The organism is Winogradskyella ludwigii (assembly GCF_013403985.1).
GTDB classification, from domain to species: Bacteria; Bacteroidota; Bacteroidia; order Flavobacteriales; family Flavobacteriaceae; genus Winogradskyella; species Winogradskyella ludwigii.
The window spans coordinates 1,323,125-1,346,361 of sequence record NZ_JABFDF010000001.1; the positions used below are offsets into that span (position 1 = coordinate 1,323,125).

Below are 23,237 nucleotides of genomic sequence, written 5' to 3' on the forward strand. Positions count from 1 at the left end.
AATTTTTTGGTTTGTCAATTGATTCGGAATTAAATATAATAAAATTATTTTGATTATTAACTATAATTGGTTAACCGTTAAGTAGTTTAACAACATCTTTAGCAAAATAAGAGGTGATGATATCCGCACCAGCACGCTTAAAAGCCATCGTGGTTTCTAGCATTACCTGATCGTGATTTAGCCAACCTTTTTCTGCGGCTGCTTTTATCATGGCGTATTCACCAGAGACTTGATACACGGCTACAGGTACATCGACTTCATTTTTAATATCTCTTAAAATATCTAGATAGGAAAGGCCTGGTTTAACCATGACAATATCGGCACCTTCTTCAATATCTATTAAGGTTTCTCTAACCGCTTCTATTCGGTTACCAAAATCCATTTGGTAGGTTTTTTTGTCTTTAGGGACATCAACTAAATCTACAGGTGCAGAATCAAGAGCGTCGCGAAAAGGACCATAAAACGAAGAGGCGTATTTTGCAGTATAAGCCATAATACCCGTATTTTTATAGCCTTCTTGTTCTAATAATTGACGAATTTGTAACGTTCTTCCATCGTTCATATCGCTAGGTGCTACAAAATCAGAACCTGCTTGAGCGTGTGTTAAGGCCATTTTTGCCAGCACTTCAGCCGATTCGTCATTAATAATCATCCCGTTTTGTACAATACCATCATGACCAACAGAAGAATAAGGGTCTAACGCAACATCCGTCATCACTATCATATCCGGACAAGCATTTTTTACCGTTTTAATAGCACGTTGCATCAATCCATCTGGGTTTAATGCCTCTGTACCTTTATTATCTTTTAAATTATCCGGAACTTTTACAAAGAGTAATACCGCTTTTAAACCTAAGCTCCATAATTCTTTGACTTCATTTTCAAGTAAATCTAAACTGTACCTAAAATAGTTGGGCATAGACGGAATTTCATCTTTTACGCCCTTGCCTTCAACCACAAAAAGTGGCACTAAAAAATCATTTGGAGTAATGTAGTTTTCTCTAACTAAACTTCTTATAGCCGCGTTAGTTCTAAGTCTTCTATTTCTTCGTAATGGAAACATGATTGTATGTTTTAGACTTGTTAGGCGTTGTGCTGAATTTAATTCAGTATCTAAAACCTGACAGGTTTTTATGTATGAGGATTATGATTACTTTTATCAAATACAAAGTTAACGATTTATACCCATTTTAGAGTGCTCAAATCCCTAGATGATTTAGAATTTATTTTTCCGTGGAGAAGTTATCAAGCGGAACTTTTAAAGCATTTTAGCGCTCATATTGAAGATCATCATTTTCATGTGATTGCTCCTCCTGGATCTGGTAAAACTATTTTAGGTTTAGAAATTGTTAGAAAATTAGGCAAGAAAACTTTAGTACTTGCACCAACACTAACCATTAGAAACCAATGGGAAAACCGTTTACAAAACTTTTTTACCGAGAATTGCGATTTTGAAGCTTATTCATTCGATATAAAAGCGCCAAGCGATATCACGTTTTCTACCTATCAATCGCTTCATGCATTTTATAAAACTTTTGAAGATAAAAATGACTATTACCAATTCTTCAAAAGCCATAATATTGAAACCCTTGTTTTAGACGAAGCCCATCATTTAAAAAATGCGTGGTGGAATTGTTTAATGGATTTAAAGCGGCATTCTGAGTTTTATATCGTGGCACTTACGGCAACACCACCTTACGATAGTAGTAGAGCAGAGGTGTCTAAATATTTTACACTTTGTGGTGAGGTAGATGATGAAATTGCAGTGCCAGATTTGGTACGTGAAGGGGATTTAAGTCCACATCAGGATTTTGTGTATCTCTCCAAACCCGAAGATTTAGAGATTAATTTTATCGTCGATTACAGACGGAATATAGCCGATTTTAAAGATGAATTATTAAAGGATGACGCCTTCATCGATTTTTTAATTGAGCATCGCTTTTATAAAAACCCGAATTGGCATTTGGATGAACTCTATGCAAATACCGACTATTTTTCTGCGATTCTTATCTTTTTGTATGCCTGTGGCTTTGAAATTGATCATCAAAAACTAGAAGTTTTAGGGTTTGAAAAACAAGAAATGATTCAATTTCCTGAGCTCGATTTACATTGGTTGGGAATTTTATTTCAGAATCTATTAGTTGCAGATCGAGAACAATTAATAGAGCAGGAAAAATATATTTCAACATTAGAAAAACGATTAAGGCGACTTCATGTTTTTGAACGTAATTCAGTCGATTTTATAGGTGAACAACTGCTTTATAAATCATTGTCTAACAGTCCGAGTAAGTTAAAAAGTATTGTAAGTATTGTTAAAGCAGAACGTAAAAGTTTAAAAACAGATTTAAGATGTGTGATTCTAACGGATTACATTCGGAAGGAATTTTTAAATATTAAAGTTGAAGAAATAGAAGTTATCGATAAAATTGGTGTACTTCCTATTTTTCAATATATAAGACATTTTTGTGATAAGCCTGAAGAATTAGCGGTGCTTTCAGGTAGTATTGTAATTATTCATCAATCAATTTTAAATGCTTTTGAAACGATAGAATCTTTAGATAGTTTTTCGTTTTCGCCATTACAAATAGATGGGTCGTTTTTGTTGGTTACAACTAAAGGAAAACCGAAAAATTCCATTGTAAATATTATTACTCAACTTTTTGAATTGGGACACATTAAAGTGCTCATTGGTACAAAATCCTTACTTGGCGAAGGTTGGGATGCGCCATCTATAAACAGCTTAATTCTGGCGTCATTTATTGGCTCGTTTGTGTCCTCTAATCAAATGCGTGGACGCGCCATCCGGAAAGATGCGAATGCACCCAACAAAACCGGAAACATTTGGCATTTGGCTTGCGTGGATCCAACCAATTTAGATGGCGGCAAAGAAGTTGATACTTTAAAGCGACGGTTTGAAGCTTTTGTAGGTGTTACAAACAGCACAATTCCATTTATTTCAAATGGTTTTGAACGTTTAAATATTCCTGACGAAATTAATGTAGAATCTCTTGACACTTTAAATGATGAAACAATAAAACGTGCAACAAAGCGGATTTTAATTACCGAAAAATGGAATAATGCCATCGGAAAAGGGACTAAGTTAACCAAAGAGGTCAAAATTTTACATTCAGGAAAACGACCTTTTAAAGCTCAAAAACAGATTTACTATTTTGATGCACTTCGCTTTTTTGTGGTGGAATTGTTTTTTACCATGATGCTCTTTTATGTAGAGTTTATGTTACAAAGTTTCCATCTTATTTTACAACGCGGTATTGTCTATTTTATCTATGCACTTTTAGCTGGTTTCATTGGTGTCTTTGGTTATAAGTTGATTAAAGCTTTAAAGCTATTTATACGTCATGGTTACCTCTATAAAAAGATTGGTAAAATGGGATTAGCCATTCTCGATACTTTGGATGACTTGGGTTATATCACTTCTACCATAACTAATATTACGGTAAGTTCTTATGTGTTAGGGAAAGGTGATGTGGTTTGTAATTTGGTTGGCGCCAATGCACTTGAAAATTCTTTATTCGCTAAAGCTTTGAGTGAACTTTTAGAACCGATTTTGTCGCCTAGATATTTAATTATAAAAACGAATCTTTTCAGAAAACGTTTAGATGTTGAAAATTTCTATCCTGTTCCGGAATTGTTTGGTGATAAAAAGGAAAATGCATTAGTATTTCAGAAGTATTGGAATTCTCATTTCGGAAAAACAAAACTCATATTTACACGTCGTATAGAAGGTCGAAAACTACTTTTAAAAGCACGATTGTTTCATGTGTACAATGCTTTTAAAGAGGTGACAAAGGAAGTTATGGTTTGGAAGTGATATTATGATTATCATGCAAACATCCTAGGTTTTTAAAACCTGCAAGGTCAGGTCTTAGTTTTAATGTCTATTCACTCAATCCTAAATAAAACCAACGATTATCTTCTTTTACAAAAGCTGATTTTTCATGGATGATATCTACGTTTCCGTTTTCAAAAAAATACGCGTTAAAGGTTACGGTGCCTTCTGTGTCGTTCTCAGTTCCATTTGTGGTTTCTAGAACTTCTAGTCGAATCCACTGAACGGATTTTGCCCATTTTACAATCGCTTTTTTCTCTTTTATTGGTCGTGTAGAACTGTGATGTGTTGCCATTAAATAATTGCCATCGGCTAAAACAAACGCACTATAACGAGAACGCATCAGTTGTTCGGCGGTGTTTGTTTTTCCGTTGTTGCGATGGAAAACTTCGCAACAGGCTTTGTAGGTTTTATCGTTTCCGCAATGGCAATTCATGGATGCTATTTTTTTAGAGACCTGCAAGGTTTGGAAAATCTGCTAGGTCTGAGATAGTGTCAACTGTTTATACCCAATCCACAGGGTTTTGTAAGACCTTAATCAATTTTTCTTCCTCGCTTCCTGCTTCTGGTTGGTGATCGTAAACCCATTGCACGTGTGGTGGTAAGCTCATTAAAATACTTTCTATGCGTCCATTGGTTTTTAATCCAAATAAAGTGCCTTTGTCATGGACTAAATTGAATTCTACATAACGTCCTCTTCTGATTTCTTGCCAATCGCGTTGCGCTTTGGTGTAGTCTAATGGTTTTCGTTTTTCAACAATTGGGACATAAGCTTCAATGAAACTATCTCCAACTTCGGTTACAAAATCGTACCAATTTTGCATGCTCATCTCGTCTGTAGCTTTGCAATAATCGAAGAATAAACCGCCAATACCACGACCTTCATTTCTATGTGTGTTGTAAAAGTATTCATCGCAACGCGATTTGTATTTTGGATAAAACTCTGGGTTATGCTTATCACAAGTTGTTTTGCAAGTTTGATGAAAATGTTTGGCATCGTCTTCAAATAAATAGTAAGGCGTTAAATCTTGTCCACCACCAAACCATTGATCTACAATATTTCCTTCTTTGTCATACATTTCAAAATAGCGCCAATTAGCATGTACGGTTGGCACCATCGGATTTGTAGGATGCAAGACTAAGCTTAATCCACAAGCAAAAAAATCAGCATCTTCTACTCCAAAGTATTTTTGCATGCTGTCTGGTAATTTACCATGAACACCAGAAATGTTTACACCTCCTTTTTCAAAAACAGCTCCATTTTCTATAACGCGTGTTCTTCCGCCACCTCCTTCTGGTCGGTCCCAATTATCTTCTTGGAATTTAGCTTTACCATCGACTTCCTCTAGTTTAGAAGTGATGGTATTTTGTAATTGATGTATGTATTTGAAGAATTTGTCTTTCAAAATTAATTATTTATATCGTTCGTATAACTCCATATTCATAGGTGGTCTACCTGTTGGCGTAAACTCATTAATTAGAGTTTTAATCCATTTAAAATTATTGTTTAAAGCCACCTTTACACTTGATAAATTATCTTTATTTGCAATAATTTGAAGCGTTTCTAAACCTAAATTATTAAATGCATGTTGTGATAGTTTATCAATCGCCTTAGACATTAAACCTTGCCCTTCAAAAGTATAACCAATACAATAAGCGAATTCACCTTGTTTTATGTTCCAGTCGAGTTCTTTGATGTAAATAAGTCCTGCGAGTTCTTTTGTTTCAGAATGTTTTAAAGTGAATAAAAACGTTTCTTTTTCTTCGAACTGCTTCACCATTTTTTCAACAAATAGTTGAGATAAGGTTGGATTTAAATTCTGTTCTAAAGTTTTTGGGAAATAACGATTTAGTCTATCTGCATTTGCGACACACAAATCACAAATTCTCCAAGCATCTCCTTCGTGAATAGGATGAATCTTAAATGTATCGAATTTGGCAACCATTATATTGTGACGCTATTTTGATTCAAGGATTTTTCTTGTTCTAATAATTTTACAGTATTCACTGAAGATGCTGTAACACTCAATGGTAACACCAAAATAACACCTATAACCGGAATCAATAAAAACAACATAAAAACAATACCATTTCCGATAGCGATTCCTTTATGTTTACCAACAAAATTAATACTATCTCTATATTTAAAATGACGTTCTAAAGTATAATCCATATTACCAAAACCGGCATAATAAGCTTGCAATAAGAATAATAATACAGTTGAAAATATATTAACAACAGGTATAAACTTTAATAACAAAAGTGGTAATGTGAAAAGTAATTCTTTTCCTAAATTCCGTACGTTTATCCTAATACCTCTCCATAATTGTTCTCGGAAAGATGTTTTCCTGTGATTATGCTTTTCTATCCCTGTTAAATGTGCTTCAATTTTTTCTGAAACCGGACTCATAAATGGCGCGGATAATGCCATTATAATGTGTTTATACAGAATTAAACCAATGGCAATAACAACGAGACCACCAATAAAAGTAGAGATGGACGTAAAAGTTTCACTTCCCCAATCCCAAGGCCAAATATGGGCAATAAATCGACCAATATTATCTGATAATCCATAAGCAGATAATCCAATGATTGCAGCTGTTAGAACACTAATAAGTATAGGAATAGCAAAGTATTTCCAAAGTTTTAATTTAGAAATTAAAGCGAAGGATCCTGCATAGGCTTGTATTCCTTTTAATATGTTATTGATCATATTATTGTTTTTAGTTGACGACACTTAAAAGACGTTAAAAGGTGTTCTAAGTTACAATAATTGAGCATTAAAGTTATTCTGCTTTGTATTCTTTAACGGCGTCAATAAATGCTTTGGCATTTTCTAAAGGAATATTTGGTAAAATACCATGTCCTAAATTCACGATATATTTATCTTTTCCGAAGTCGTTGATCATTTGCGTTACCATCTTCTTAATTTCTGCAGGTGGCGAAAATAATCGTGTGGGATCGAAATTACCTTGTAAAGTAATATTTCCTCCTGTAAGGTAACGTGCGTTTTTTGCAGAGCATGTCCAGTCAATACCTAAAGCAGATGCTCCAGATTTAGCCATAGAATCTAAAGCAAACCAACACCCTTTCCCAAAGGCGATAACTGGTGCATCGTCTTTTAAAGCATCAATGATTTGTTGGATATATTGCCAAGAAAATTCTTGATAATCTACAGGTGACAACATGCCTCCCCAAGAATCAAAAACTTGTACAGCATTACAACCCGCTTTTACTTTTTCCTTTAAATATGCAATCGTAGTATCTGTAATTTTCTGTAACAATTGATGTGCAGTAATCGGATTTGTAAAACAAAATTCTTTGGCTTTATCAAAGTTTTTAGACCCTTGACCTTGCACACAATAACAAAGAATAGTCCAAGGTGAACCAGCGAAACCAATTAACGGAATCTCGTCATTCAATTTTTCTTTGGTGGCTTTTATAGCTTCATAAACATAGTTTAAAGCTTCTTTTACATCTGGAACAATGACGTTATCCACATCTTTTTGAGAACGAATAGGATTAGGTAAATAAGGACCGAAATTAGGTTTCATCTGAACCTCAATATTCATCGCTTGAGGAATCACTAAAATATCTGAAAACAAAATAGCAGCATCCATACCATAACGACGAATCGGTTGTACTGTGATTTCACTCGCTAATTCTGGTGTTTGGCAACGTGTAAAGAAATCATATTTAGCTTTGATTTCCATAAACTCAGGTAAGTATCTACCTGCTTGACGCATCATCCAAACTGGTGGACGTTCTACAATTTCACCTTTTAATGCTCTTAGGAATAAATCGTTCTTTATCATATTTCTGTCATTCCTGCGCAAGCAGGAATCTATTTAATTATACTTTGTTTTTTTGGATTCCTGCCTTCGCAGGAATGACAACAGTTCTACTCATAGAACGCGTTGACCAACTCTACAACACTTTCTACTAAAGGTACTTTCGCTACGCGAACTTCCTCAAAATACTTCTTAGCTTCAGTTGCCGTTGTTTCTCCTATACAAAATGCAATACCTTTTGCTTTATTCTGCTTTAAGAAACTTTGAACGGTAGATGGACTATAAAACATAACACCATCTAAATCACCTTCTACTTTTTCAGCATCAAACTTAGTTTCGTAAGCTTCAACTTCGTTGACTTTGATATTGTTTTCTTCTAAAATATCTGGAATTGTATCTAATCTCAAATTACTACAGAAAAATGTTGCTTCTGTGCCATCCATAAATTCAACCATATGTTCGGCTAAAGCTTTTGCGTCTGTTGCATGATGCTTTACTTTTCCTATGCGTTTTTCAATAATTCCCTTAGTTTTTCTACCGACGCAATAAATATTTTTGAATTGTAATTCTACAGCAGAAAAGTTAGTTAATAAGGCTTCAACTGCATTCTGGCTTGTAATAATGACGTTTTCAATTTCATTACGAATGATGCTTTTAGTTAATCGGTTAGGATTAATTTTTACAGAATCATTGCTTTGTGCAACCACATCATCATGAAACTTAGCAACCTGGTCGTTTGTTAACTTTTTAGTTGAATATATATTAGTGATTTTATCACCTTGGGTTAATTCGTCAATTAAGATTTTACCCCCTTTTCCTATGATATAGTCTGCACAGAATTCTGCAATATTATGGTGACTTCCAAGAGCCGCAACTTTAGCAACCTCTATTTTTTTAGTACCATCTTTACTTAAAAGAATGCCTTTAAAATTGACTTCTTCCTCTTTATTAATGTAACAAATAGCTCCAATTGGCGCAGTACAACCACCTTCTAAGCGGTTTAGGAATTCGCGCTCAATTGATGTGCAGATTTGAGTGACTTCGTCATTAATTTCAGTTAGTACTGCTCTGGTTTCTTCATCAGATTCTAAAGCCGTAATCATAATAGCACCTTGAGCTGGCGCAGGAATCATCCAACTTAAATTAATAGAATCTTCTGGTGTTAGATCTAAACGGCCTAAACCTGCTCCTGCAAAAATAGCTCCATTCCAATCGTCGTTTTCTTCAAGTTTTTCTAGTCTAGAATTTACGTTGCCTCGTAAACCAACAATTGTATGCGTTGGATAACGATTAAGCCATTGTGCACGTCGTCTTAAACTTCCTGTTGCAATAACCGCATCTTTAGCAGATAAAAACTCTTCGTTTGTTTTAAAAACTAAGGTGTCGTTTATGTTTCCGCGTTTTAAAACTGCTCCTTGTATAATGCCTTTTGGTAAAACGGTTGGTACATCTTTTAAAGAGTGAACCGCAATATCAATTATGCCTTTAAGCATTGCGATATCTAAAGTTTTAGTGAAAATTCCGGTAATACCAAGTTCGTATAATGGTTTGTCGAGAACTAAATCTCCTGTTGACTTAATGGGAACAAGGACGGTTTTATGACCTAAATGTTCAAGTTGAGATTGAACAGTTTTTGCTTGCCACATAGCGAGCTGGCTGTCGCGTGTGCCAATGCGAATTATTTTAGACATTATCGGTAGTTTCTAACTGAAATATTTTCTTGATGAGCTCTATGCTTTCATCTGAGGTATTGCTATCTTCTCTTAAGTGGTGCGCAAACTGATTTGTGATTTTCTGAATTAAATTATTGGTAATTAATTCAGCATGATCTTCATTAAAACCAGCTAGTTTTTTGCGTTGGGTATTGAATTCAGAATTTTTAAAATCTGTCAATTTATGTTTTATAGCCTGTATGGTTGGTACAAATTTTAAAGTGTTTAACCATGCATTAAATTCGGCTGTAATTTCTAATATAATAGCTTCAGCATCTGGAATAAATGCTTTTCGTTTTTCTAAAGTGTCATCTGTAATTTTAGCTAAATCGTCTAAATGCACTAAGGTGATATTATCGTGTTCCGTAATGTCTTCATTCACATTTTTAGGAATAGATAAATCTAAAACTAATAATGGCTTTTTTGTTGAAATTAAAGATTTGTAAACCGTTGGGTTTTGTGCACCAGTGGCAACAATAATAATATCTGAAGCATTAAGTTCTTCGGTTAAATTTTCGTAATCTTTTACAATTAGATTGAATTTACCAGCAACTTCTTCAGCTTTAGTTTTTGTTCTGTTAATTAACGTGATATGTGAATTCTTGGTGTGTTTTACTAAGTTTTCACAAGTATTTCTTCCTATTTTACCTGTTCCGAAGAGTAGAATATTCTTTTCTGAAATAGTTTCTACGTTATTCATGATGTATTGCACAGAAGCAAAAGATACAGATGTTGCACCAGAAGATATTTGTGTTTCGTTTTTAATACGCTTGCTGGCTTGGATTACAGAATTTACTAAGCGTTCTGTAAACGAATTTAATAAACCTACTTTCCGTGATGCTTTTGCACCAAACTTAAGCTGACTGATAATTTCGAAATCACCAAGTATTTGACTATCTAAACCAGAACCAACACGAAACATGTGGTTAATGGCTTCTTTGTTTTTGTGAACGTAAGCAACGTCTTGAAATTCCTCAACGGTTCCTTTTGTGTTTTCACATAATAACTGAATTAATTGAAAAGGATGTTCTGCAAAACCGTAAAGTTCGGTTCGGTTGCAGGTAGAAATAACCACTAGGCTCTCTACTCCATTTTGCTTGGCTTGAGACAAAACGTTTTGTTTTGCATCATCACTTAGACTAAAATGACCACGTACTTTTGCATCAGCTTTTTTATAGCTAAGGCCTATTGCGTAAAAATATTTGCTTCTATTTGGCATGTGTTGCTTTACTCGTTTACCTGACATTGGAAAGTAACAGCGCAAATGTAATTTTGATATTCATAAAAAAACAACGCTAGAAGAACTTAAAGTATCGTTTCTGGTTTTTTAGGATTGTTTTTTATGGAAATATGATAATTATCATATTTTTGTAGTGTAATCAACGGCTTTTAAGGCCTTTGTTTAGAACGAATCTAAATAGATTGGAAATGAAATTTGAAAAATCAGCTTTTAAAAGTATCGCTGTAGGTGCTTTTGATGAAACTTGTATTGAAGACGGCTTTTTTTTGCTAACGTGTAAAAACGACAGCGATGCAGTTCAAAATATTGAAAGAGAGATTGATAGTAGCTATATACAATTTCATTTTTGTACCAAAGGCACAGCGGCTTTTGTTTTTAATCAGGGAAACTATACGTTGAATATTAATGAAGAAACATCATTGTTACTTTACAATCCGCAACGTGATTTACCTATTCATCTCGATTTAAATCCGCATTCTTGGTTGGTGTCTTTAGTGATATCGATTGAAAAATTTCATGGATTATTTTCTGAAGATGCTAATTATGTGACGTTTTTAACGGACGACAATAGAGATAAAAAATATTATAAAGACGGAAAAATTTCACCTTCAATAGCAGTTGTATTGAATCAGTTAATGGGTTTTAATCTTAATAGCTCTATAAAATCCTTATACTTTAAAGGGAAAGCTTACGAATTGTTGAGTTTGTTTTTTAACCGAAGTGAAGATGCAGATATTGAACAATGTCCGTTTTTAGTAGATGAGGTTAATGTCGCTAAATTAAAGAAAGCCAAAGATATTATGATTGCTAATATGGCTGAACCACCAACGTTGCAAGAATTAGCAGATGAAATAGATTTAAGCTTGAAAAAATTAAAAGAAGGTTTTAAGCAGATTTATGGTGACTCGGTTTTTAGTTTTCTATTCGATTATAAAATGGAGGTAGCCCGTAAACTTTTAGAATCTGGTGATTATAACGTTAATGAAGTTGGACTAAAAGTAGGGTACAGCACAGGAAGCCATTTTATTGCCGCTTTTAAAAAGAAATTTGGGACGACGCCTAAGAAGTATATTCAGGCTTCTAGTTAATCAACTTATTTGCTCTTCTATTTTGAGTTGTGTAAAATTTAATTAAGTAGCTAATTCCTCCAACGAATGGGATAAATATTATAATTAAAGCCCATATAAGAAAATTGAAATTAGTCTCATTTTTTGATGCTATAACTAAAGAGGTAATAACTAATGCAGCTAATATTATTACAAAGGCAACAATTTGTATTGGTGAAACCATTAAATAAATATTCATATATAATTGATTTGATGTTTGTTTTAAAAATACAATAATTTATAAACATACTGGAAGTTACAGTGTGTTAAAATGAAACTTGGCCTAAGAATTATATTCAGGCCTCGTTATAAATTCTAATAATCATAATACCCACCACCACCACTTGGCGTAACCCGTTGTCTATCTTTATATATTGCTAGGTTTAGGATTTCAATATATTGCTCTTCTGTCTCTTTGGTTTTATCTACGATAGTGCCATAATTTTCAGATTTAGAATAGTAATCGACAACCAATTGATTTGGGTCTTTTGGCTTTAAAAATGAAATGTAATGTAGGGCTTCTGTCTTACCAGAATACTCATCATCTTTATCAATTTTAAAGAAATACATAACTGCATTTTTGCCTTTGTCGGTTACAAAGTCGCGTTTAAATAAGAAGGCTATTGAATCTTGTTCTTTTTCAAAATTTGCATCAGATAAAAGTTTAGATTTGGCATATTGCTGCTGATTAATATTTATAGATTTTAATTTATTTAAAAGCTTTTCTTCATCCAATTCTTCTAGAAGTAAGTATTGATTTTCTTCATCTTTTAAAAGCTTTTGAGTTAATTTTTCTGGAATTGTTTCTTTTGCTTTAGTTAATAAGATATAGTATTTTACCAATGCGACGTTATCATCTACATTCAATAATTTTTCATAGAAATCTTGCGCAGAACGCTCTTTTCTATACGGGAAAATGAGTCTTACATAGTTAGTGAGGTTATGAGAATATGAATTGTAACCATAATCTGTATTGCCTAAGTTTCGTTTTACTTCAATTTTACCATCATTTATAAGTTGATTTTTATATTTAGAATAGGTTTTAAGCTTCACAAATCCACTATCTTTTACTCTAGCAAGCAAAGCGTATAGTGGCTGCTTGTATTCTGATATGGTTGCATATTCTAATATTTTTGGAAATAGTGTTGCTTTGAGTTCTAAAGAATCTTTTCCGTAATAATTATAAAACAGACTGCCAACATTGTCAAGCGGTAAATCGCGCTCCATTAATTCTAAAGCTATTTTATATGATTCTTTTTTGTTAGAATCGAGCAAGCCTTCTAGGATGGCTGTTTGTATTTGCGGATCGGAATAACTATCATAGTACAATTGCTTTATAAATGATAAGTTATTTTTTAAATCTATTTTAATAAGCTGTTCTACGAGATAAGATTTTATGTCTAGGCGGTCTTTATCAAATTTAAATTCCTTGAGAACAGAAAGGATGTCTTTACTGTTGTGTTTTTTAAACTTAATGAGGTTATAAGATTCAAAAACCAAACTGTCATTTGCTCTTAGTGCTTTAAAAAATAGTTTGGTTTTATCTTTCAATACAGCTTTACCTAAAAGCGTATCGTTTGGTGTAAACGAATTGTAAAATTCAGTAACAAACGTGGATGGACCACTTATAGAATCTATTAACGTTTTCATTTCGAAAAGTACACCTTCTTTAATGATGTTTTTTACGAGCACCTGTTTTGCGCTTGATGAATCTGTGTAACTAAAACTATTGGTGTAAATACCGTCTTTTTTAGATGACAATATGTTATCAATCTTGAATGCTTTTGCATCATTGTAATAATGGGATCTATAATTAACTTTATCCTCTAAATTTTTCCAAATACTATCGATGTTATGAAACATTTGTAAATCGTGAAACTTGGTTCTAGAGACCATTATTTGCTCGTTGGTAGGTGTGGAATAGGTGGTTTCAGTTATAACTTGTTCATAAATTTTTAGTTTTTGACGACCATTATATTCATAAGGATTTGGTGTTGATGCTTTTCCATTTGTTTTTACGGAAAAATGCAATGTTGTATCCACTACTTTCTCAAAATGGTTGTACTCCGTTTTGTTGAATTTGAACGACTTGAAAAAGTCGTTTTTATCAGCTTCGTTTTTGCCTACATAACCTAGTAAATAGTAACTCCCGTCTTTTACAACGGTCTTTAAGTATAAATTCTTGTTTGTAGTAGAATCTAATACAGCATGAGATTCATATGTTTTATAATCGCCTGCTTTAAAACCTCCATCTGCTTCTGTAAGTTTATAGGTTTTATACAAAGCATGATGAAAATATTTAGCTTCAAAACTATCTTCTTCTATGTAAGATATATCATTTAAGACGGCTTCTTCAAGAAAATAATAAGCATCATTTTTATAGCCTTCCAATAATTTTTTGCCATAGTTATTCATGTTACTAGCAACATAATAATCAGGAAAATTAACTTGGAATTTTTTGCTTGGAGCTACAAATAATTGTGCAGTGTTTGTAGGAGTTTTTAAAGCGATAGAATTAAATATTTCAGCTTCGTGTTTTAGTACAAAGTCACTACGACCAGCAAATTTTAGAATAATAATTTCTAAAGGAGTTTGGTAAATATGATATTTCTGAAATTCCCCTTTTTTGGTTTTGTTTACAATACTAATTCCAGGGTAGGGTTGTATTAATATTTCTTTTTTTATAATATCTCCAGGAATATCTTCATACAATAAATGATCAATTTCTTTGAGTGTAATGTTTTCCTTTTCGTTGGGTAAATAGATAAAGCGACTAATTCTATTGATGGTTAAATAAGCACCATTAGTCATGTCTGGATCTAAGTAATATTTTTGTCCAGCATAAGAGAATTCTCGCAACGTATCATAAGTTTTTAAGCTCATAAATTCATCTGGAGATTTTTGTAGTTTTAATTCTGGATTTATAAATAGGCTATCTAATTTTAGCTTCGCTATTTTACTGTAATTAGTTTGTTTTGATGTTAACATTTTTACAGTATAACCTCTTTGGCGTAACAGATTAATCATGCCTTTTTCTCCAGGTAAATGTGCTGCGCCAACGCCTGCAAATACAGATTTAGTAGGTATTAGTTTTTCTAAAGAAACCACCATATTCTCATTTCTAATATAGAGCATGTTTTCTCTAAAAAACTCAGTGTTTACACCAGCACCAATAGAATCTAATAAATCTAAGTTTCTGTCGCGATATAAATTTTCTTGAATCAAACTAGCATTCTCTTTGGCGTAAAGTTTCTGAATCCAAGGATCTAATTCTTTTTTATTAGCATTGTAAGCTGCTTTTGTAGTTAAGTATCTAGATTCTGCTAAATCTTCTAAAGCATATATTTTTTTGTTGTTTTTCTTTCCAGCCTGAAAAATAAACATGTCCAAATATGTTTCTTCTTCAAAATTATCTGAAGAACTGCTTTTTCTATATAAATAGGCATTTACAGCATTATTATCCATACGGACAGAACCTCTAATTGCCATTTCTTGAGGATGCGATAACTTAAATAAATTGGTGTAAAAATCATTATTGTAATTGTTGAACGATGCCATTTGGTTAAGCATCATTTCGTAATTAAAACCAGGCCATGTTGTTGGGTCAGATTCTAGAGCAATACAATCACTTTCTTCTAAAGCTTTGTAGAATACATCATCTAAACGAAAAGCAACTTTTTTGCTTACATGCATTGTGCCATAAAGATAGGACGGTTTTTTAAGACCGTTTCCTGTGATTTCCCATAATAAACTCTGGTATTTTTGTTGTGAATAAGCAAGTATTGAAAATAATATAAGAATTGCTGAAAGGAATTTCTTCATGTATTAGAGTTTGTTTAGGCTTTAATTGTCACATGCTGTTCAAAAATAATGATTATTGTAAATCAGAAAATTTTGAATATGATTGTTTTAAAATAAAATGTCATCAAGCCTTGTAAAGATATTTAAATCCTTTCAATAGTGCTTTAGAATATGTTAAACTCGATGAAAAACCTTACTCATAGAGCTACAATTAAAAATAATATAACTTTAAAATCATTAAAATATTTGATGATACCATGATAAATAAAACCAATACAAACCATGATTAAGGATTGTATTTAGAGTTGTATTTTTGCATCTGAAAAAGAGAACTATGTCAAAAGGAATTTTATTAGTGAATTTGGGCTCTCCAGACAGCCCAAGCCCTAAAGATGTTAAGAAATATCTTGGTGAGTTTTTAATGGACGAACGTGTAATTGATTTATCACTTTGGGCAAGAACCTTGTTGGTAAAAGGTATTATTTTAAATACGCGTCCAAAACAATCGGCTGCAGCATATCAAAAAATTTGGTGGGAAGATGGGTCTCCGTTAATTGTACTTTCTGAACGATTACAAGAAAAAGTACAAGAAAAAGTAGATTATCCTGTGGCTTTAGCAATGCGTTATGGAAGCATGACAATTAAAAAAGGCTTACAAGAATTGGTAGATAAAGGCTGTACCGAAATAAAAACAATTCCGCTATATCCACAATTTGCAATGGCTACCACAGAAACTATTGATGTAAAAGTTGATGAGTTGGTTGCTGAACATTTTCCAAATGTAAAAATTACTAGAACTCCAGCGTTTTATAATCGCGAAGACTATATCAACGTACTTTCTAAAAGTATAGGTGAAACTTTGAATGATTTAGATTATGAACATATTCTTTTCAGTTATCATGGAGTTCCTGAAAGACATATTCGAAAAAGTGATATTACCAATGGTAACTGTAAAATGAATGGCAAATGCTGTTTTAAAATGGGTAGTAAGCAACACGAGTTTTGTTACCGTCATCAATGCGAAATTACCACAGTAAATGTGGCAAAAAAATTAGGGTTAAAGAATGGCACGTATTCTACTACGTTTCAATCTAGACTAGGTTTTGATCCATGGTTACAGCCGTATACAGATAGAACGATAGAACGAATGGGTAAGGCAGGTACAAAAAAAATGGCCATTGTAACGCCTGCTTTTGTGAGCGACTGTCTAGAGACTTTAGAAGAAATAGCTATGGAAGGTGAGGAGATTTTCCACGAAATGGGAGGAAAAGAATTTACAGTTATTCCATGTTTAAATGAACGTGATGATTTTGCTGAAGTCATGGCAAATATAATAGAGGAGTGGGCAAGTGTTAAAAACACTGTAGTTTAATGACTAAAGTATCTTCACAAGACATGGGTAATTTGCCTATTGGTAAATTACTTATTCAGCAAGCCGTACCTGCATCTATAGGTATTTTGGTGATGTCGCTTAACATCTTGGTAGATACTATTTTTGTTGGTAATTGGATTGGTTCTACAGCCATAGCAGCTATTAATGTAGTCCTTCCTGTGTCGTTTTTTATTGCAGCACTTGGTATGGCAATTGGTGTTGGTGGTTCTTCAATTATATCGCGTGCCTTAGGTGCAGATAATAAGGAAAAAGCATTAAAAACATTTGGAAACCAATTAACCCTCACATTTTTATTTACGGTAACATTTGCCATTTTCGGGTTGTATTTTGTAGATACTTTAATTCCTGCTTTTGGAGGAAAAGGAAATATTTTTGATCCGGCTAAAGTGTATTATGAAATCATTCTTTACGGAGTGCCTGTTTTAGGCTTTGTAATGTTGGGTAATAATGTAATTAGAGCAGAAGGGAAACCTAAATTTGCCATGTACGCGATGCTTATTCCTTCTATTGGAAACCTGGTTTTAGATTATGTTTTTATAAATGTTTTAGATTACGGAATGGCTGGAGCAGCTTGGGCAACGACAGGTTCTTATGTGGTTTCTTTTCTATTTATATTCTGGTATTTTTTATCTAAACATTCTGAATTAAAAATTAATCTTTCGCATTTTGGTTTCGATAAAACTATTGTCTCAGAAATAGGGTCTTTAGGTTTTGTAACCTTAGCGAGGCAAGCCATAGTTAGTGTCACGTTTTTATTAGTTAACAATGCGCTTTATAATTTTGGTGGAGAAACCTCCGTAACAGCCTATGCTATTGTAGGGAGACTAAGTATGTTTGCCCTGTTTCCTGTGTTTGGAATTACACAAGGCTTTATTCCAATTGCAGGTTACAATTATGGTGCAGAACATTATAGTAGAGTTAAAGAGGTTATTTACACGGCTATAAAATATGCTACTATTCTTGGAGCTTTGGTATTTATTGGCTTAATGGTTTTTCCAGAAGTTATAACCAAATGGTTTACAACAGATGTAGATGTTATTAATGTCACACCAAGTAATATGCGATGGACTTTTGCTGCGGTGCCAATTGTAGCACTTCAACTTATAGGAGCGGCTTATTTTCAAGCGGTTGGTAAAGCATTGCCAGCATTATTACTAACGCTTACAAGACAGGCTATTTTCTTTATTCCGCTGATGTATATTTTACCTTTATATTTTGGTGAACTTGGAATTTGGATGTCATTTCCTATTTCAGATGTGCTTTCTACAATTGTAACTGCTTACTTTTTGCATCGCGAAGTAAAGATAAATTTGAATCCTAAAGCGATTGAATAATTTTTAATCCGTAATTTTAGTTTTGAATAACAGATCAATTTTCAACATACGATTTCTACAACATGGAGTATTATAATTATATAAAATCTTTACATCTCATATTTGTTATTACGTGGTTTGCTGGATTATTTTACATTCCTAGATTATTTGTATATCAAATTGAAGCGTTTCATAAACCATCACCAGATAAAGAAATTTTAGGTAAACAATTAAAATTAATGTCTAAGCGATTGTGGTTTATTATCACTTGGCCTTCTGCAATTTTGGCGACATTTTTCGCAGTTTGGTTAATGATTTTAATGCCAAGTTGGTTTCAACAAAGTTGGATGCATGTAAAATTACTATTTGTAGTGCTACTTTTTATTTACCATTATAAAACCCATTTGTATTACAAACAACTTCAAAATGATGAGGTTAAAGTAACGTCTAGCTATATGCGAATTTGGAATGAAGGAGCAACGTTCATCCTCTTCGCTGTTGTTTTTCTTGTAATTCTCAAAAGTTCTATTAATTGGATTTTTGGAATTATTGGCATTTTTGTATTAGGAGTCCTAATTATGTTAGGTTTCAAATTGTACAAGAATATTCGGTCTAAAAATCCGGATGCCTAAAAATAGTCTATTACCATTTGCTTTTTTTAATTTACACATAGAGTCTTTGGATTGATTATTGCTATATTTAAAAGCGTATACTAAATAAGATTTAATGTTTATTTGGTGTTAATTCTGAATTAAAAAGCACCCGTTTCTTTGGGTATTTCTATGAGTAAAAAACGTCTGTCCTTAAGAGCCCGAATAAATATTAACATGATACTTTTGGTGTTGGTGGCTTCAATACTAATAGCAGCCGTAACCATTTATCAGTACAATGAAGAGGCTAAAGACTACCATAAAGAGCGTTTAGAACGAAAGGAAAAAGCCATTAGGCGTAGTATTAATTTTGCTATTAGAGAAACTACATATCCTGTTACGACAAAGAATATTCCTTTAATTTTTAAAGATGAAATTTTTGACATAGACGCTATTCATAATCTGCAAATTAACCTCTATGATTTAGATGGTCAATTACTAAAAAGTTCAAAAAGAACCATCCAGCGTGATACTACAGAAATGTGCTTAAATGCTAATATTCTTAATGAATTGTCTAATACAATAGAACACCGTTATGTGATTAAGAATAAAGAAAACGGCCAGACATTTCAGTCGTCGTATTCCTATATAACTGATGAAAAATTTAAAAATCTAGCCATTTTAAATCTGCCATATTTGGAGAATGATGATTTTCTAAATAAGGAATTACAAGAGTTCTTATTGCGTTTGGCTTATGCGTATTTGGTCTTAATTTTGGTGGCCATCATCTTTGCTTATTTTATATCTAAATTCATTACCAAATCACTAAAAACCATAAGTGATAAGATGAATGAAACCCGATTGGAAAAACGGAATAAAAAAATTCAGATAGAATCATCTAGTGAAGAAATTGAAACACTCGTTAATTCTTATAATAGTATGATTGATGAGTTGGAAGCTAGTGCAGTGGTTTTAGCAACCAATGAACGAGAACAAGCTTGGAGAGAAATGGCAAAACAAGTGGCACATGAGATTAAAAACCCGTTAACACCAATGAGATTAACCGTTCAAAGTTTTCAGCGAAAGTTTAATCCTGAGGATGAAAACATATATCAGAAAGTTAATGAGTATAGTAATACTTTGATTCAACAAATAGATACAATGAGTTCTATTGCTTCGGCATTTTCAAATTTTGCTAAAATGCCAGCTCAGAAAAGTGAAGTCCTTAACGTAGTGCATATTGTAAAGCTAGCATTAGATATTTTTAATGAAGGTTATATTGAATTCTATCCTGAAACTGAAGAAATTATAGCTAAATTTGATAGGACACAGTTAATACGAGTGGTTACTAATTTGGTGAAAAACGGTACTCAGGCCATTCCTGAAGATTCTGAAAATCCAAAAATAAAAGTGCGTGTATTTAGTGACAATGAAAATGTGAATATTACCATTGAAGATAATGGCTCTGGAATTCCAGAAGAAACTAAAGCTAAGATTTTTGAACCTAAGTTTACTACCAAATCTAGTGGTATGGGATTAGGGTTAGCCATGGTAAAAAACATTGTAGAAACTTATAACGGAAGTATTACCTTTACTTCACAATTAGGAAAAGGGACAATTTTTACGGTAACTTTCCCAATAGATCAAACAATTCCTATGAGTTCAGGAATTGCTTAACTGGCCAATTATAGCAGTTATTAGAGTTATAAAGTTGGTTAAGAAATTTAAAGAAGATATCAATTAGATTTCCTTTCTCAAGGGGATAAAAATAAATTTTAATGAATTACGAAAACATATTATCTAACTATGCAGATGGTATCACAACGATTACCATTAACAGACCAAAAAAATTAAACGCTTTAAACAAAAATACCATTCAGGAGCTGCACGATGCTTTTGATGCCGCAGAAAATGATAAAAACACTAAAGTTGTTATTGTTACAGGAAGTGGAGAAAAAGCCTTTATTGCTGGTGCAGATATCAGTGAGTTTGCTGATTTTGATGTAAAAGAAGGAGGTAAATTAGCAGCGCAAGGTCAAGCGTTATTGTTTGATTTTGTAGAAAACCTTAGCACACCAGTTATTGCAGCAGTTAACGGATTTGCACTTGGTGGCGGACTAGAATTAGCAATGGCATGTCATTTTAGAGTCGCAAGTACAAATGCCAAAATGGGATTACCAGAAACCTCGCTTGGTGTAATTCCAGGTTATGGAGGTACACAACGCTTACCTCAATTAGTTGGTAAAGGTAGAGCTATGGAAATGGTAATGACAGCGGGAATGATAGATGCTAACCAGGCCTTAAGTTATGGTTTGGTAAATCATGTTGTAGCGCAAGAAGAATTGTTAGCATTAGCTGAGAAAATTGCTGGTAAGATTATGAGAAATTCTTCAGTAGCCATTAGTAAAGCTATAAAAGCAATTAATGCAAATTACAGAGATGGCAAGGATGGTTTTAAAGTAGAGATTAAGCAATTTGGAAAATGCTTTGGTACTGAAGATTTTGTTGAAGGTACAACAGCATTTTTAGGCAAGCGTAAGGCAGATTTTCCTGGGAAGTAGATAGGGTTAATGAGGTGTTTTACATGTTGCGATATAGACTAAGTAAAGCATTTTGTTATGAATCAAATTCTTTAAAACAAAAAAGTGGACCATTTCTGGTCCACTTTTTAACTAAATAAAAAACTAATATATAAACAACAATTTATATTCTAAAATCTTCAACAAATACACGGTTGTTGGTTGTAATAACCGCAGTATAGTTGCCCTTAAGGTTTTGGTCTAATTTGTAAACTCGGTTTAAAATTTGACCTCCTTTAAGAGTTTCTGAGTGAATTAAATCGTTTCCGAAATATAATTCAATAGACATTTCTTCATTATTAATAGCTAATTTAGAAACAATTATTTTTGAATCTTCTGTTCTAAAGACAGGCTTAAAAATAGTTTCACTAGAGTTTTGTGAATAAGTAACGATATGCTTCTTTACTTCTATAGTGTTAATTTCAATTTCGAAGTCTTTATTGATTTCAACAGTGTAAACACCGTCATTTAATTCTGAAAAATCAAATAGATTTTTAATGTTACCACTGACGTTAATACGTCCATTATATATAACTTCACCAGAAGCATCAGATACTGAAATTTGATTACCTTCTTTTACGTCTACAACTTCGTTGGCGTAGCTAGCAGATGTTCCAAACATTACAGCTAATACTAAAATACTTTTGAAAAGTGTTTTCATAATAAAATCTATTTAAACGATCTCTGGTACAAATATATAGTAGGTTTTAACTTTACGAAACAACGATTTTGGCACATTTATATACTAAATTAACCTAATGTATGTTTATGGTATTCTATTTTGTCAATTAAGCATATATTAGTGGTAATTTTCTATAGATTTAGTAATCTGGTGTAATTATCGTTTTGGTAGCATAATTCTTAATTTTAAGAATTAATTTTATAAGAGAAGAGCAAGAGGTGGTATTTTTAAGCGGTAAGCAGTTCTGCTATAAGTTAGAGGTATTTTTCATTAGGTATAATGGCAAGAAGGGAATTGTAGATTAATGCTATAAAATGAATAATATTAGATTTTAAACAAAAAAAAAGTGGGCTCTCTACTGCCCACTTTTTCTACTAAATTAACTAATATAAACAACAATCTATATTCTAAAGTTCTCAACGTATACTCTCTTGTTAGATGTAACAACGGCAGTATAGTCTCCTTTGATAGTATTATCAAGTTTATAAACTCGATTTAATACATCAGTTCCCTCTACGTTTTCAGAATGTATTAATACATCTCCATAGTAAAGGTCTATTTGCATTTCTGCAGTATCTATAGCTATTTTTGAAATAATAACTCTATCTTCTTCTACTCTAAACACAGGTTTAAAAATCTTTTCAGCTCCTTGAAAGATAAAACGTACACTATTATTTTTTACTTCTACAGTGCTAATTTCAATTTCGTAGTCTTTTTCGACTTCAATATTATATAGACCATCTTCTAATTGTGAAAAATCGTAAAGACGACTAACGTTACCGTCAAAATTTATTACACCACTAAAGATGAGTTCTCCAGCAGCATCGGTAACAGAAATTGAGTTTCCTTTTTTTACATTATTAAAAGCAGGTAAAACTTCTAATGTTGCATTTGCGTAGCTTGTGCATGTTCCTAACATCACAGCTAATACTAAAATGTTTTTAAATAATGTTTTCATAATGTTTCATTTTTTTTAATTACATAGAAATTTAAAATCTGCCTTCTAATTTATTGGTGTTTAATTGTATGGCTTTTTTTAAATTTCAGTTTAAATGATTAACACTACAAATGTATAGCGACTTTGACTATTAGAAAACAACGATTTTGGCACATTTATATGCATAATTAACCTTTAAGGGTTTTAAATTATCATATTAGGTTAATATAGGATATATTATTG

The 23,237-nt window shown here is 32.7% G+C and carries 19 protein-coding genes; 7 read left to right on the forward strand and 12 right to left on the reverse strand.

The window, feature by feature from the left end:
• Positions 1-70 precede the first annotated feature (70 nt).
• A complete protein-coding gene (hemB, locus tag HM981_RS05615; protein ID WP_179318778.1) occupies positions 71-1,063 on the reverse strand; it encodes a porphobilinogen synthase in 993 nt (330 codons plus the stop codon).
• A gap of 132 nt (positions 1,064-1,195) precedes the next feature.
• Here hemB and HM981_RS05620 point away from each other — a divergent pair, with 132 nt between their 5' ends.
• Positions 1,196-3,832, forward strand: coding sequence for a DEAD/DEAH box helicase family protein (locus HM981_RS05620; RefSeq protein WP_179337588.1), 2,637 nt, complete (start codon positions 1,196-1,198; stop codon positions 3,830-3,832).
• 67 nt (positions 3,833-3,899) lie between these two features.
• Here the strand turns inward: HM981_RS05620 and HM981_RS05625 are convergent, their stop codons facing one another.
• From HM981_RS05625 to hemA, 7 genes are all read right to left on the reverse strand, one after another.
• Positions 3,900-4,286 (reverse strand): YchJ family protein, encoded by a 387-nt coding sequence (locus tag HM981_RS05625; protein WP_179337589.1) that lies wholly within the window; start codon positions 4,284-4,286, stop codon positions 3,900-3,902.
• Positions 4,287-4,353: 67 nt separating this feature from the next.
• Positions 4,354-5,256: an oxygen-dependent coproporphyrinogen oxidase gene (gene hemF / locus HM981_RS05630; protein ID WP_179337590.1), complete on the reverse strand. Its 903-nt coding sequence runs from the start codon at positions 5,254-5,256 to the stop codon at positions 4,354-4,356.
• A gap of 6 nt (positions 5,257-5,262) precedes the next feature.
• Positions 5,263-5,796: a GNAT family N-acetyltransferase gene (locus tag HM981_RS05635; RefSeq protein ID WP_179337591.1), complete on the reverse strand. Its 534-nt coding sequence runs from the start codon at positions 5,794-5,796 to the stop codon at positions 5,263-5,265.
• A complete protein-coding gene (locus HM981_RS05640; protein WP_179337592.1) occupies positions 5,796-6,563 on the reverse strand; it encodes an EI24 domain-containing protein in 768 nt (255 codons plus the stop codon). The genes HM981_RS05635 and HM981_RS05640 overlap by 1 nt, the downstream gene beginning before the upstream one ends.
• Before the next feature lie 73 nt (positions 6,564-6,636).
• On the reverse strand, positions 6,637-7,665 hold the full coding sequence (hemE, locus tag HM981_RS05645) for a uroporphyrinogen decarboxylase (protein ID WP_179337593.1): 1,029 nt from the start codon (positions 7,663-7,665) through the stop codon (positions 6,637-6,639).
• Between the two features lie 86 nt (positions 7,666-7,751).
• The gene (hemC, locus tag HM981_RS05650) at positions 7,752-9,332 is read right to left on the reverse strand and encodes a hydroxymethylbilane synthase (RefSeq protein ID WP_179337594.1); all 1,581 of its coding nucleotides are present in this window, start codon (positions 9,330-9,332) and stop codon (positions 7,752-7,754) included.
• A complete protein-coding gene (hemA, locus tag HM981_RS05655) occupies positions 9,325-10,572 on the reverse strand; it encodes a glutamyl-tRNA reductase (RefSeq protein ID WP_179337595.1) in 1,248 nt (415 codons plus the stop codon). Before hemA ends, hemC begins: the two co-directional genes overlap by 8 nt.
• Before the next feature lie 209 nt (positions 10,573-10,781).
• Between hemA and HM981_RS05660 the strand changes: the two genes are divergently transcribed.
• On the forward strand, positions 10,782-11,681 hold the full coding sequence (locus tag HM981_RS05660) for an AraC family transcriptional regulator (protein ID WP_179337596.1): 900 nt from the start codon (positions 10,782-10,784) through the stop codon (positions 11,679-11,681).
• On the opposite strand, the gene HM981_RS17570 is transcribed toward HM981_RS05660, so the two are convergent.
• Together HM981_RS17570 and HM981_RS05670 are read right to left on the reverse strand one after the other, a co-directional pair.
• Positions 11,674-11,898, reverse strand: a complete 225-nt coding sequence (locus HM981_RS17570) for a PLDc N-terminal domain-containing protein (RefSeq protein WP_179337597.1) — start codon at positions 11,896-11,898, stop codon at positions 11,674-11,676. The two genes, HM981_RS05660 and HM981_RS17570, sit on opposite strands and share 8 nt — an antisense overlap.
• Before the next feature lie 116 nt (positions 11,899-12,014).
• Positions 12,015-15,521 (reverse strand): TraB/GumN family protein, encoded by a 3,507-nt coding sequence (locus HM981_RS05670; protein ID WP_179337598.1) that lies wholly within the window; start codon positions 15,519-15,521, stop codon positions 12,015-12,017.
• Between the two features lie 313 nt (positions 15,522-15,834).
• Between HM981_RS05670 and hemH the strand changes: the two genes are divergently transcribed.
• The 5 genes from hemH (at position 15,835) to HM981_RS05695 (ending at position 21,357) form a co-directional block, all read left to right on the forward strand.
• On the forward strand, positions 15,835-16,872 hold the full coding sequence (gene hemH, locus HM981_RS05675; RefSeq protein WP_179337599.1) for a ferrochelatase: 1,038 nt from the start codon (positions 15,835-15,837) through the stop codon (positions 16,870-16,872).
• On the forward strand, positions 16,872-18,227 hold the full coding sequence (locus HM981_RS05680) for an MATE family efflux transporter (protein WP_179337600.1): 1,356 nt from the start codon (positions 16,872-16,874) through the stop codon (positions 18,225-18,227). The genes hemH and HM981_RS05680 overlap by 1 nt, the downstream gene beginning before the upstream one ends.
• 62 nt (positions 18,228-18,289) lie before the next feature.
• Positions 18,290-18,838: a CopD family protein gene (locus HM981_RS05685; RefSeq protein ID WP_179337601.1), complete on the forward strand. Its 549-nt coding sequence runs from the start codon at positions 18,290-18,292 to the stop codon at positions 18,836-18,838.
• Between the two features lie 150 nt (positions 18,839-18,988).
• A complete protein-coding gene (locus HM981_RS05690; protein WP_246286117.1) occupies positions 18,989-20,473 on the forward strand; it encodes a sensor histidine kinase in 1,485 nt (494 codons plus the stop codon).
• Between the two features lie 101 nt (positions 20,474-20,574).
• Complete coding sequence (locus tag HM981_RS05695; RefSeq protein ID WP_179337602.1) at positions 20,575-21,357, forward strand: enoyl-CoA hydratase/isomerase family protein; 783 nt, start codon at positions 20,575-20,577, stop codon at positions 21,355-21,357.
• A 142-nt stretch (positions 21,358-21,499) separates the two neighbouring features.
• Here HM981_RS05695 and HM981_RS05700 read toward each other — a convergent pair whose 3' ends face one another.
• Together HM981_RS05700 and HM981_RS05705 are read right to left on the reverse strand one after the other, a co-directional pair.
• On the reverse strand, positions 21,500-22,036 hold the full coding sequence (locus HM981_RS05700) for a hypothetical protein (protein WP_179337603.1): 537 nt from the start codon (positions 22,034-22,036) through the stop codon (positions 21,500-21,502).
• Positions 22,037-22,457: 421 nt separating this feature from the next.
• A complete protein-coding gene (locus HM981_RS05705) occupies positions 22,458-23,015 on the reverse strand; it encodes a hypothetical protein (protein WP_179337604.1) in 558 nt (185 codons plus the stop codon).
• Positions 23,016-23,237: the final 222 nt, after the last annotated feature.